Source organism: Bacillus sp. TH25, assembly GCF_016650935.1.
Taxonomy (GTDB): domain Bacteria; phylum Bacillota; class Bacilli; order Bacillales; family Bacillaceae_G; genus Bacillus_A; species Bacillus_A mycoides.
On sequence record NZ_JAEKEU010000037.1, the window covers coordinates 373,273 to 386,480 of the forward strand.

Consider the following 13,208-nt stretch of genomic DNA (forward strand, 5'->3'; position numbering starts at 1 on the left):
GTGGGGAAAATGAAAAAAATTCTAGTAACCGGTTCTTTAGGGCAAATTGGTTCTGAACTAGTAATGAAACTTCGTGATGTATACGGCGCATCGAACGTTATTGCAACTGATATTCGTGAAACAGATAGTGAAGTAGTAACGTCTGGTCCATTTGAAACGTTAGATGTAACAGATGGACAAAAATTACATGATATTGCAAAGCGTAATGAAGTAGATACAATTATTCATTTAGCGGCTTTACTTTCAGCAACTGCAGAAAAAAATCCGTTATTTGCTTGGAATTTAAATATGGGCGGACTTGTAAATGCATTAGAAGCAGCACGTGAATTAAACTGTAAGTTTTTCACGCCAAGTTCTATCGGTGCATTTGGTCCATCAACGCCAAAAGATAATACACCACAAGATACAATTCAGCGTCCTACTACGATGTATGGGGTAAACAAAGTAGCAGGAGAATTATTATGTGATTATTATCATCAAAAGTTTGGCGTTGATACGCGCGGTGTACGTTTCCCAGGCTTAATTTCTTACGTAGCTCCTCCAGGAGGCGGAACAACTGACTATGCAGTTGAAATTTATTATGAGGCGATTAAAAAAGGTACATACACCTCATACATTGCAGAAGGAACATACATGGACATGATGTATATGCCAGATGCTTTACAAGCAATCATCTCATTAATGGAAGCTGATCCAAATAAACTAGTTCATAGAAATGCGTTTAACATTACAGCAATGAGCTTTGAACCAGAGCAAATTGCAGCATCAATCCGTAAACACATTCCGAACTTTACAATGGATTACGCAGTAGATCCAGCTCGTCAAACAATCGCTGATAGCTGGCCGAACTCTATTGATGCAACAGCAGCAATGAAAGAGTGGGGCTTTAAAGCAGAATATGATTTAGACAAAATGACAACTGATATGCTGGCTAAGTTAAAAAAAAAGCTCGCATCTGAGTTAGTAATGAATTAATAGGAAGAGCCGATTCTTAGGAATTGGCTCTTAATTATTTTAGGAAGGGAGAAAAGCAACATGCAAAGAGTTGATGTTGTATATGCATTAATACACGATAGCGAAAAAGATAAAATATTAATGGTACATAATATAGAACAAAACGTTTGGTCATTGCCAGGCGGGGCTGTTGAAAAAGGTGAAATATTAGAGGAAGCACTAGTAAGAGAAGTGAAAGAAGAGACAGGTTTAACTGCCGTATTCAGTGGACTTGTCGCATTAAATGAGAAGTTTTTTGAAGAGAAAGGACATCATGCATTATTTTTTACATTCCGAGCAAATGTAGTAACAGGTGAACTTCGTGCAGAAGATGAAGGAGAAATTTCCGCAATCGAGTGGGTAGATAGAAAAATCGCGAATGAGCGATTCCCATACTATGATGGAGGGTTCGAATTATTATTAGAAGTTTCCATTCTATACAAGTTTCAACCAGAAACAAAGTAAGTTAACGAAGAAAAACAGGAGCCTCGTGGCTCCTGTTTTTCTATTCAATCGTCTTCAGTAATAGTTTCTTCAACAATGGTTTAATCTTCAGGCGTAAATCTTCAGCATGATTTGCAACTAAGAAGTGATGGTTATAAATGTTTTTCATTAGTTGATAAGTCGCTTCTTTCGCTTCGCCTTCTTCGATAAAGATGCCGATTACTTCCATACCACTTTTACGAGCAAGTTTGACTGCTTCGTGCGTATCTAAAATTCCGTCTTGTTGATAGTCTAGTGCAGAAGGTTCACCGTCTGTAAAGACAAGTAAGAATTTATGTTTTTCTGGTCTTTTCGCAAGCTTTTCGGAAACGATACGAATAATATACCCGTCGCGGTTATCTTCTTCTTCGCGAAGTTGCATAATTTCTGGACCGACGTTTGGTAACGTTGAGTTTTTATACGTAACAACTTCATGGATAACGTTCGGTTTATCTTCAGGTTTAGCACTAGAAGCATCTTCCCAAAATCCACTAATAGCGTGCGGGATTTTTAAAGATTTTAAAGCTTCATGGAATAGGACCACACTCTTCTTCGTTTCTTCCATTTTGTTATACATAGAACCAGAGCAGTCCACTAATAGTTGGAATGCAACGTCGAGCTCTTGTGATTCTTGTCCTTTTTTATAAAACATACGCGGCTGCTTTTCAGTATAAATACGAAGGAATTTCTTACGAAGCCTTCCGTAATATTTATCACTGTTTGCATTCGTTTTGTTTTCAATTGTTTTTTCGATAATTTTCTTTAATTCTTTTACATCTTTATTAACGACTGATTTGATAGCTTGGTAATCTTTTTTCTCATCAGGATTCGATTTGCGAGCTTCTTTAAATGTATGAGAAGCTCCCACATTATACTTGCCGTATGCACCGTCGTTTTGGCTAGAAGCATGAGACGCTCTTGCTTCCTCTGTATCAGCACCATCAAAGTTAGATTGTGTACTTTTTTGGGAAGTACCTTGTACAGAACCAAGTGCTTGGTCACCATCTTCTGATTCACGAGCAGTATCACCCATCATATTTGTTTTTGTTCCGCTTTCTAAATCAAAGCGTAAAAAGTTCTCGTTTTCATTGTTTTTATTTTCACGGTGCCATGTCGAGAAGCTTTCATCCATTTTGTTTTTGTTATCATCGTCATCTAGGAGCTGCGTATCATCATTTGCTAATTTTTCAGCGCGACTGTCTTTCTCATCTGTAATAACAGATAAATAAAGCGGTGCATGTCCGAAATAATTATTAAGCATATCACTTTCAAGAAGTCCTTCTAAACGATAGCGAATTTTCTCAACAATATACATAATATCTTCCGTATTACGAGCTTGGAATGTTTCATGCAAAATTGATTCAATTTGCTCGAAATATTCATTATTAAACATTTCATATTTATCACTCGTTAATGAAAGATAGCATAGACAAAATAGACGATCACCGTGATAGTTACGAACACGATTTATTTCATTTTGTGAGCCAAAGTAATTGCGATACATTTCTTTTCGGCGTTTAAAAATATGTTTTGTGCCAGGACGTAAATTTTTGACGATTTCCTCAACACGTAAATCTTCTAATAGAACAAATAATTGTGTTAAAAACTTTTTTAGAGGCGATTCTTGTAACTCAATCGCATAAGAACGAATTAAAGTCATGTCCGAGTAATGTTTATTACCAAGTGCCTTTAAGAACACTTCGCTTTTTAATCCGATTACTGTATCCTCTTCTTTTCGATCATCCCAAAAGTGACTAATGACAACCTTTTTTTCAATTTCGTCGTAGTATGCTTTATAGCCATACTCAAGATAGGCATCGTCTTCTTTTAGAAGAGCATACATTAAGTTTTCCATTTGTAGAAACAGCGACGCATCAATTTTTTTGTCACTAAAAATTTGTCTCATGAATTATCCCTCAAAGAAATAACTTTCTGCTAATTCACGGACAGTCATTTGTTCTGTTTCATCGTTTAATTTTGCGATAATACTACGTTCAATTGCACGCATAACAGGAATATATACACCTAAATCACATGCATCGATAATGCCACGAATACTAGCTGCCTCTTCACTTACGCGCCCATCACGAGCTAAAGGCATAAGATCGCTTGCGAATGCAACGAACTTTTCAATTGTTGCAACATCATTTAATTTTGATTCAGATAGTAATAGCTCTTTTAATGTATCACCTTGAATGTAAGGAACTTCAATAATAACGAAACGGTTTTTTAACGCTTCGTTTAGTTCACTTGTCCCAACGTAACCTTCGTTAATCGCAGCAATTACGCGATATTCGTCATCACCGTATACAACCTCTTGTGTAAATGGGTTTGTAATCATTTTACGGTAATCTAACGCACCATGAAGAAGTGGTAACGTTTCAGGTTTTGCCATATTGATTTCATCAATATAAAGGAAATGACCGTTTTTCATTGCCTTCATAAGAGGACCGTTAACGAACGTAACTTCAGATGCGCCGTCTTTCGTTTGTAATGTGTTGTATCCTAAAATACCTTCCACATCTAAATCGACAGAACAGTTAATACTATGCATTGGTTTTTGGAATAAAGAAGAAAGAGTTTCTGCTAGTACCGTTTTACCACTACCAGTTGGCCCTTTTAATAGAATGTTTTTACCAAGTAAAAGTGCTGTAATGGCATCTTCAATAATGCTGTTATCAGATGCTTTATATATTTTCTTGCCAATTAAATGTGCATTTTCACCAGCTTCTTGTTTATTCTTTTCGTGAATTGTAGAAAGCTGCTGTTTTAAATCAGAATGTATATGAAATTGTTCTAACATGTATTTCCCACCTAACATTATTTTCATAAAGTAATACATCTTATGATAACTTGTTTTAATATGGTATGCAAAGAAAAGGAGAAGGGGGAAATATAAAAGAAAAAGCAATCAATATCACATTGATTGCTTATAGTAAAGGAGAAATGAGTCGCATAAAGGACTCTAATATTCTTTTTTTGATACTTCTTTTTTGGAACGAGTTCCATTTAATTTCAGTGGAGTGTTTAAAGTCTTCTTCAAAATCATGTTTAATATCATGAACGGTTTCTGATTCATATAGTACGCTAATAATTTCATAATTCAATTCAAAGCTACGTACATCCATATTTGCTGTTCCAATTGTTGCGATCGTATCATCAACGAGTACAATTTTTGCATGCATAAATCCATCTTTATAACTGTAAATAGAAGCACCAGCTTTTAAAAGTGGAGTGAAATAGGATTGAGATGCTTGATCGCTAATAATACTATCACTTTTACCTGGATATAAAATACGTACATCTATGCCGGATATTGCACTTAAGCGTAATAATGTTAAAGTTTCTTGATCCGGAATAAAGTATGGTGTAGCGATCCAAATAGATTTTTTGGCTGAGGCCATAACAGCTAGTAATGTATTACGAATACTTTTATCATCTGAGCTTGGTCCACTTGCTACAATTTGCACCGCACCTTCTGCATCCGGAATTTCTTTTCCTGGGAAGTATTGTCTATTCATAAATTGATCCCAAGAATAAGTATTCAATCCACTAGACGCATAAAGCCAATCTTCTAGAAAGATGGCTTGTAATTTATACAATGCTTTTCCTTCTATTTTTAAATGACTATCACGCCAAACAGGGAATTTTTTTGAGCGACCAAGATATTCATCACCGACGTTGAGCCCTCCGGTAAAACCAATTTCTCCATCTACAATGACGATTTTACGGTGATTACGATAATTAACTGTCTCGAGTAACCAAGCTGAAAAAATAGGGTCAAATTCGACAATTTCAATTCCAGCTTTTTTCATAGGTTGTAAAAATCGTCGTCTTAACGTATTACTTCCGAGTCCATCATAAAGGAAGCGTACAATAACACCATCTTTTGCTTTTTGTATTAAAGCATCGCGTACTTTTTTACCAATCTCATCAGATTTATAAATATAGTATTGAATATGTATGTGATGTTTTGCATTCTCGATTGCGTTCAAAATTTCTGAAAAGGTTTGATCACCGTTTGTTAAAAGTTTTGTTGTCGTTCTATCTGCGGCAGGCCCGCCTCCGAATTTTTGTACGACTTCTGTTAAATGTATAGAACGTTCATGTAATGGGACTGTGAGTGATAATTCTAGTCGTCTTCCTTCTAATATTTCGCGGAATAATTTTCTTTGTTCTTCTGAACGATGAAGATGTTTTTTTCTTCTCCAACGGCTACGCCCGAAAATAGAGTATAAAAGTACACCTACAACAGGAAGAAGTGCTAATACTAAAAACCACGCTAAGGTGCTTTGGGGTGATCTATTTTCGATAAAAATAACGAATGAAATTCCTACGATTGTGATGGACCATAGAGCACCAACAAACGTATATAACGAAATAACCGATGTATTTAATAGGAAAAGAACGATAGATACGATTGTAAATATTAATAATAATTGAACGATAGGTTTCTTCATTTCTATATAATTCCTCTAATCTTTCTTAAATATAGACTTCTTAAATAGAAGATATAATCTGACATCCTTATTATAAAGTGTTTTGTTTTTTTACAAAATATAGACATTTGTCCTATACTTTCCGCATTTGTCCTACATACAGTATATTGTTACGTTGTTATCCCGCTATTTGCTGGTTAATGATCAGTGTAGGAGGGACAAAAACCTTGCCCCTTATATAGGAAAGGGAATGAGGTTTCTTTTCTGGATTTGTAGCAGGTGCATTATGAAGCCCAGGATATGGTTATCCATATTACGCGAATTCTTCTTATTAAGGTGAAGAAATGGAAAGGAGAGGGAAAAAATGAATTATATAGAAAATAACGGATTGTATTATCGTCATAATCATGGAGGGCACCATCATAATGGCGGACATAATCACCATGGTGGGCACAATCATTATGATCATCATCATCATCACGGTGGTGGATGGGGCTGGGGTGGCGGCTCGTGGGGCGGCGGATTTTTCCCAGGAAGTTTTGCTGGAGGCATGTTAGGTGGGCTTACAGCTGGCGCATTAACGGGTGCAGCAGGTGGAGGCTACTATCCAGCACCGTACCCAGTAACATATCCAGCACCATATCCAATGCCATACCCGGGTTATCAGCAAATACCATATCAGTATTAAACTAAAAAAGAGGATATCCTCTTTTTTAGTTTAATACTTTATTTATAAAATATTTCCAAAAACAAGGTGAAAATATGTTAATATTTTGTTATTATAATTCAATATGTTAAATGCAAATTTTGGCTTTATCCCGCTATTTGTGGGCAGTAAAACCCCCGCTGATTAAAGTTTCACTTTATATTATTATTCGTGAATCGTTGCATTTTGTATATCAATCTCTATTTCATTATGTATCGGCAGTTAGATTTACATCTTAACATTTAATGAAATAAAAGAGGTTAGGTGTGAGGTCGTATTAGTAGGGAGCAGAGGCTAATAGTGATGAAATTGTCACTCTACAAATTCAAAGAATGTAAGAGAATACTGTATAATAAGCTTAGATAAGTAGAGAGATGAGAAGCTTCTACTATAATTAAAACAGCACCATATTGCTTTTTTTTATAAATAATATTATGTTATTTTAATCGGCCTACTTAGAAAAAAATTGTGATTTATCCCGCATTAACGGGCAGTAAGACTCCCACCTCAAAATTCGGTGAATGTGAGAAAGTTAGGTGGGAGATAAAAGCCCGATTGGTGAAGGCTAATAATCAGTGGGGGATGGACACCCCCCCCACTGATTAAAGTTGCATTTTATGTAAAGGCGTATTGTTAGAAAATGAAATATCTCTATTTCTATGAAGAGAAACGAGTTGTGTTTTAGTCAGATAGGAAGCAAGGAGAGGTGCGCATGCTAGAACAAAGAGGTCATGCATTATATGACTCTTCATTGCAAGATTTAAAATTAGCATTAGATGAGTCTTCAATTGTTGCTATTACAGACCGAAATGGTCTTATTACATATGTGAATGATAAATTTTGTAAAATCTCAAAATATAAAAGAGAAGAGTTAATAGGAAAAGATCACCGTATTTTAAATTCCGGGTATCATCCGAAAGCATTTTTTCAAATCCTATGGAAGCGTATTTTGAGTGGAAAAGTCTGGACGGGGGAAATTCGAAATCAAGCAAAAGATGGTACGTATTATTGGGTTAAAACAACAATTGTTCCATTTTTAAATGAAAAGGGAGAACCTTATCAATTTATTGCAATTCGAAATGATATAAGTAGTAGGAAAGAAGCAGAACAAAGATTACGATTAAGCGAAAGTCGTTATAGGGAACTTGCTTATCATGATGGGTTAACAAGTTTACCGAACCGTTTACAGTTAATTACGACTGTAAATAAGATGATTGCAGAGAAAATAGAGTTTGGCATGATTTACTTTGATTTAGATCGTTTTAAATTAGTGAATGATACGTTAGGTCATATGATAGGAGATTTACTTTTAAGCGAAGTTGCTTCACGGTTGCATTATGTGCTAGGAGAGAAAGATGTTCTAGCTAGGCTTGGTGGCGACGAATTTGTACTGTTAACAAAAACTCATACACATGATGAGATGAGGCAGTTAGCGACATCCGTGTTGTCATGCTTTCAAGCGCCATTTATGCTTGAAGGTCATGAAGTATATATTTCAGCTAGTCTAGGACTTTGTTCCTATCCGCAAGATGGAAAAGACGTTGAAACGTTATTAAAAAATTCAGATTTAGCCATGTATAGTGCGAAAGAGCAAGGAAGAAATGCGGCGTGCTTCTTTACAGATGAATTACGTGCGAAAATAAACCGTAGAATGAAAATAGAATTTGCTTTGCAAAAAGCGATTCGTGACGAAGAATTAAAAGTGGCATTACAGCCCATTATTGATTTGAAAACAAAGAAATGTACTGGTATTGAGGCTTTAGTACGCTGTAAGACAGAAGAAGGTCCTATTTCCCCAAGTGAATTTATCCCTGTAGCTGAAGAGTGTGGACTTATTATAAAACTAGGAGACTGGGTACTAGAAAAGTCATGTCGACTGTTTAAAACTTTACCAGATTATCAAGAGGGACTGAAGTTATCTGTTAATTTATCAATACAACAATTGATGCAAAAGCGATTTATTTTATCTGTTCGTAGTATATTGAAGCGAACAGGGTTTCCGCCAAATCGTTTAATATTAGAAATAACAGAAAGTATAGCTGTACGTCATTTTGATTATATTATTGCTACATTACAAGAATTAAGAAGTATGGGAATTTTAATCGCTTTAGACGATTTCGGAACAGGGTATTCCTCATTATATTATTTAAAACAACTACCACTTGATATTGTGAAAATTGATCGTAATTTTATTCGTGAGTTTCATTATGATCATGCACAACCAGAGCGAACGATTGTAAAATCGGTTATTGAAATCGCCCATAGTTTAAATTTATTAGTGGTTGCTGAAGGGGTAGAAACGGTAGAACAAGAAAGTTTATTAAAATCAATGAGTTGCGACTTTGTACAAGGTTTTTATTATGCGAAACCGTTAGATATAGGGGAACTAAAAGAAAAGTTATTAACTGATTTTTAATAAAAAAGAGAAGCGAAAAGCTTCTCTTTTTTATTGTTTTTTTTGTGAATCTTTCATTAAAACTGGATAAAGAATAAGACCTAATACAAACAAACCAATGCCTAAGAAGAATGTTTTTAAATCAGCAGTTCCCGTTTTAATAACCCATATGGAATATAAAAATGCTAATGCAGTAATGATTCCATCTTTTACTCGAGATCCAGGCATTATATCATACGTTTCCCCCGTAATAACTAATTTTAACTGATACAAGGTAGAAACAAGGTACGGGATTAAATATGCTAATGTCGCTACAACAATAGCGAAATTATATGCTTCTGAAACAGTACCAGAAATCGTTGAGAATAAGAAAATTTGCGTCATCACATTTGTAATAAATAATGATTTTGAAGGACTACCTTTTTTATTTGTTTTACTGAAAAACTTAGGGAAAAGTCCATTTTTAGCAGCCTGGTAAGGTACTTCTGAGCTAACAACGATCCATCCTACAGTAGAGCCGAATAAAGATACGAGTGCAAGTAAGGCCATTATATAAGCACCTTTAGTACCAATTGCTAAATTTAATGCATCTACTAATGGTTTTTGAGACTCTTTTAAAGCGTCTTGTGGAAGAGCGCCCATTGTTAGTAGAGTAATTGCCATGTAAATAAGAAGAGCGATGATTAATCCGAAAATCGTAGCTTTCTTAACATCGTGCTGAGATTTTGCACGGTTAGAGAGCATAACTGCTGACTCAATACCGATAAACGCCCAAAGTGTTGCAATAGCAGCGGAATTTATTTGTCCACCCAACGAAATAGGTTGTCCAGCTTCATTCATAAATGTTTGACCGTCCCCGAAATTAGAGGCATTGAAAATGAATAATGTGATTACAATAAACATTGTAAATCCGATGATTTTTGCGATTGTTGCAAGAAGGTTCATATTTCCGGCTCTATCAATATTTTGAGAAAGAATATATTGAATTCCCCATAGCATCATACTACATACTATGAAGGTTAAAGCTTTTCCAAGTTCTAATGAAAATCCGTTTGTTGAAAAGAGAATTTGCTTACTTTGTAAAACTGGGAAGAATGTTGATAAATATCCTGCAAAGGAAATAATTACAGATGCTGTAGCAGCCCAGTTAGCAGCCCAGTATCCCCAAGCCATACTATATCCTGCAACTTTACCTGTCTTTTGAGAAGTAAACATTGCTTGGGCGTAACTTTGTGGTCCTGCTTTTAATTCTGGTTTACGAATTGCTAAATTTCCAAATACGAGTGCAATCATAAATACACCAAGTCCTGTAATACTCCATGCCAGTGTAGATCCCATTGGACCTGATACGTGTGCTAAATTTGCTGGGAGCATAAATACGCCACCGCCAACCATATTCCCGATAACAAAAGCTGTTAAAATCCATAATCCCCATTTTTTCGTTTCCATTTTTGTTAACTCCTTTGTAGTAAGTTTTGCTTAAACATCATTTTTTACTAGCATTTTTGGCAATAAAAAAAGAGCCATGTAGATAAAAAATACCTACATGGCTCTTTGCCAAAGCGTAGGTACAACGGGAATAACCCTTGTACCTACGCGTAATTTTTCCGCTAGGTTTCAAGGGTTAAGTATGATGATGATGTTTTTGTGCAAATGTAACTACAATTGTTGTATAAGTAAGCATAGTTCTTTGCTCCCTTTCTCCTCTGATTTTGAAGTTAGTATACTATATGTTTTTTTGAATGAAAAGAAAAATATTAAAAAATTTATAAAAATACGTTTTAGGGACTAAATATTTACCCATAGTTTTCTTGTACTGGAAAATAAGTGAGAGATTGGCAGAAGAGTATAGCGTGGTATAATACATATAGAATTAGAAGGTGACAAGGGGCTATTGTAGATGATGAGTAAGTATGAACAAATTTATACAGAAATCAGCAAGTCTATTGATAATAAACAATTAAAAGAAGGATGCAAAATTCCATCAGAAACGGAATTAATGAAGCAGTACGAGGCAAGCCGGGGTACTGTAAGAAAAGCTGTAGATTTATTGCAAGAGCGTGGATATGTTCAAAAAATACACGGAAAAGGTGTTTTTGTATTAAAGCGCAAAAACATTGAATTTAACTTTGGTGGTATTGTAAGTTTTCAAGAAGAAAATGAACGTTTAGGACGTTACTGTATTACAGAAGTCGTGGAAATAGAGAAAATGAAAGCGACGAAAGATGTAGCAAAGTTATTAAATGTGAAAGAAAAAACGGAAATAGATCATATTAAACGCGTACGAAATATTGATGGAGAAAAAGTAATTTTAGATATAAACCATTTTGTATCGGAATATATTCCAGGATTAACGAGAGAAATTGCAACTGCATCGATTTATAAATACATCGAAAAAGAATTAGGACTACATATTAGCTATTCACAGAGGGTAATTGAAGTACAGCCATGTACAGATGATGACCGAAAGTATTTAGATTTAAATGGAACAGACTATGTTGTCGTTGTAAAAAACTTTACTCATTTATACGATGGGAGTCAGTTCGAATATACGGAATCACGTCACCGCTTAGATATTTTTCACTTTTCGGATGTGGCGCGAAGAAAATAAAGAGATGGAGCGAAATAATCGTTCCATCTCTTTATTTATAAAAAAATCATCAACTTATATATACGAGTGTTGACTAACTTATATATACGAGTTAATATGTAAGTGTAAACGGTATCAAAAAAAGAAAAGAGGGACGGGAATATGGGGAAAGACTATCGTAAAACAGCAGAAGAAGTGTTGCAGTATATTGGTGGGAAAGACAATATTGAACAAGCTGCGCACTGTGTAACGAGGCTACGTATCGCTTTAAAAGATGAAAATAAAATAGATAATGATAAATTACAGTCTGTTTCATTAGTAAAGGGAGCGTTTCATAACGCTGGGGTATTTCAAATTGTAATTGGTCCAGGTGATGTCGACCGAGTATACGCTGAATTGATAACGCTTGCAGGTATGGAAGAATCGACAGTAGCTGACGTAAAAGGTTCAGGGGATAAAAAATTAAATCCAGTTCAAAAGTTTGTAAAAGTATTTTCAGATGTATTTATGCCGATTTTGCCAGCAATTATTACGGCAGGTTTACTAATGGGGATTAATAACCTGTTAGGGGCAAAGGACTTATTTTTTGATGGGAAAAATTTATTAGAAGTATATCCGAACTTAGGTGGGCTTTGGGATTTAATTAATATGATGGCCAATACAGCATTCGTATTCTTACCGGCACTTGTTGGTTGGTCAGCAACGAAGCGCTTTGGTGGTAGTCCAATACTAGGGATTGTTATGGGATTAATGCTTGTGCATCCGGCCTTATTAAACGCGTGGGATTATGGAAAAGCAGCGACTGGTTTAGAGGGACAAAAGATTGAGTACTTCGATATTTTAGGGCTATTCCAAATTGAAAAGGTAGGGTATCAAGGTCAAATTTTACCCATTTTAGTAGCAGCATTCGTATTAAGTAAAGTTGAAATCTTCTTAAAGAAACATGTGCCAAACGCAATTCAATTATTAGTTGTACCAATTACAACAATCGTTGTAACAGGTGTATTAGCATTAGGGATTATCGGTCCAGTTACACGTCATATTGGCGATTTATTAACGGCTGGATTAGTTGGCGTATATGAAACGGTACCAGTACTTGGAGCAGTATTATTTGGAGCATTATATGCACCGCTCGTAATTACAGGAATGCATCATATGTTTATTGCAATTGATTTGCAGCTAATTGCACAGCACGGCGGTACATTTATTTGGCCGATGATTGCTCTTTCTAACATTGCACAAGGTAGTGCGGCACTAGCGATGTTCTGGATTTCTAAAAATCAAAATGATAAAAGTATGGCATCAACATCAGCAATCTCAGCATACTTCGGTATTACAGAGCCAGCGATGTTCGGTGTGAATTTAAGAAATAAATTCCCGTTCTATGCAGCGATTATTGGGTCTGCTATAGCAGCGATATTTATTACATTAAATGGTGTATTAGCACCAGCAATCGGAATTGGCGGATTGCCAGCATTTATTTCTATCATTCCGAAATCGATTCCAATGTTTATTGTAGGGATGATAATCGCAGTAGTAATTCCATTTACATTAACATGGTTATTTGCGAAACGAGTAAAACAGAAGTAGGAGGAAATTAAG

At 35.4% G+C, this 13,208-nt stretch carries 10 protein-coding genes; 6 read left to right on the forward strand and 4 right to left on the reverse strand.

The features are described 5' to 3' along the window. Positions 1-9: 9 nt before the first annotated feature. Together JFT89_RS20905 and JFT89_RS20910 are read left to right on the forward strand one after the other, a co-directional pair. Entirely contained in the window at positions 10-975 is a 966-nt protein-coding gene (locus JFT89_RS20905) for an L-threonine 3-dehydrogenase (protein ID WP_033708778.1), read from the forward strand. Positions 976-1,035: 60 nt separating this feature from the next. Continuing rightward, positions 1,036-1,458, forward strand: a complete 423-nt coding sequence (locus JFT89_RS20910) for an NUDIX hydrolase (protein ID WP_002063761.1) — start codon at positions 1,036-1,038, stop codon at positions 1,456-1,458. Positions 1,459-1,498: 40 nt separating this feature from the next. Here the strand turns inward: JFT89_RS20910 and JFT89_RS20915 are convergent, their stop codons facing one another. The 3 genes from JFT89_RS20915 to JFT89_RS20925 form a co-directional block, all read right to left on the reverse strand. Then, entirely contained in the window at positions 1,499-3,382 is a 1,884-nt protein-coding gene (locus JFT89_RS20915) for a vWA domain-containing protein (protein WP_002063762.1), read from the reverse strand. 3 nt (positions 3,383-3,385) lie between these two features. Continuing rightward, positions 3,386-4,279 carry an ATP-binding protein gene (locus tag JFT89_RS20920; RefSeq protein ID WP_000892986.1) on the reverse strand — a complete coding sequence of 298 codons (894 nt, stop codon included), beginning with the start codon at positions 4,277-4,279 and terminating at the stop codon, positions 3,386-3,388. A 127-nt stretch (positions 4,280-4,406) separates the two neighbouring features. Continuing rightward, positions 4,407-5,936 carry a cardiolipin synthase gene (locus JFT89_RS20925; RefSeq protein ID WP_002063763.1) on the reverse strand — a complete coding sequence of 510 codons (1,530 nt, stop codon included), beginning with the start codon at positions 5,934-5,936 and terminating at the stop codon, positions 4,407-4,409. Between the two features lie 343 nt (positions 5,937-6,279). Between JFT89_RS20925 and JFT89_RS20930 the strand changes: the two genes are divergently transcribed. Further along, the gene (locus JFT89_RS20930; protein ID WP_016097214.1) at positions 6,280-6,603 is read left to right on the forward strand and encodes a hypothetical protein; all 324 of its coding nucleotides are present in this window, start codon (positions 6,280-6,282) and stop codon (positions 6,601-6,603) included. 730 nt (positions 6,604-7,333) lie between these two features. Then, on the forward strand, positions 7,334-9,037 hold the full coding sequence (locus JFT89_RS20935; RefSeq protein ID WP_016097215.1) for a putative bifunctional diguanylate cyclase/phosphodiesterase: 1,704 nt from the start codon (positions 7,334-7,336) through the stop codon (positions 9,035-9,037). A 30-nt stretch (positions 9,038-9,067) separates the two neighbouring features. Here JFT89_RS20935 and JFT89_RS20940 read toward each other — a convergent pair whose 3' ends face one another. Beyond that, positions 9,068-10,465 carry an amino acid permease gene (locus JFT89_RS20940; RefSeq protein WP_002063766.1) on the reverse strand — a complete coding sequence of 466 codons (1,398 nt, stop codon included), beginning with the start codon at positions 10,463-10,465 and terminating at the stop codon, positions 9,068-9,070. A gap of 451 nt (positions 10,466-10,916) precedes the next feature. Between JFT89_RS20940 and treR the strand changes: the two genes are divergently transcribed. Both treR and treP read left to right on the forward strand, forming a co-directional pair. After that, entirely contained in the window at positions 10,917-11,627 is a 711-nt protein-coding gene (treR, locus tag JFT89_RS20945; protein WP_002063767.1) for a trehalose operon repressor, read from the forward strand. A 141-nt stretch (positions 11,628-11,768) separates the two neighbouring features. Beyond that, entirely contained in the window at positions 11,769-13,196 is a 1,428-nt protein-coding gene (gene treP / locus JFT89_RS20950) for a PTS system trehalose-specific EIIBC component (RefSeq protein WP_002063769.1), read from the forward strand. Positions 13,197-13,208: the final 12 nt, after the last annotated feature.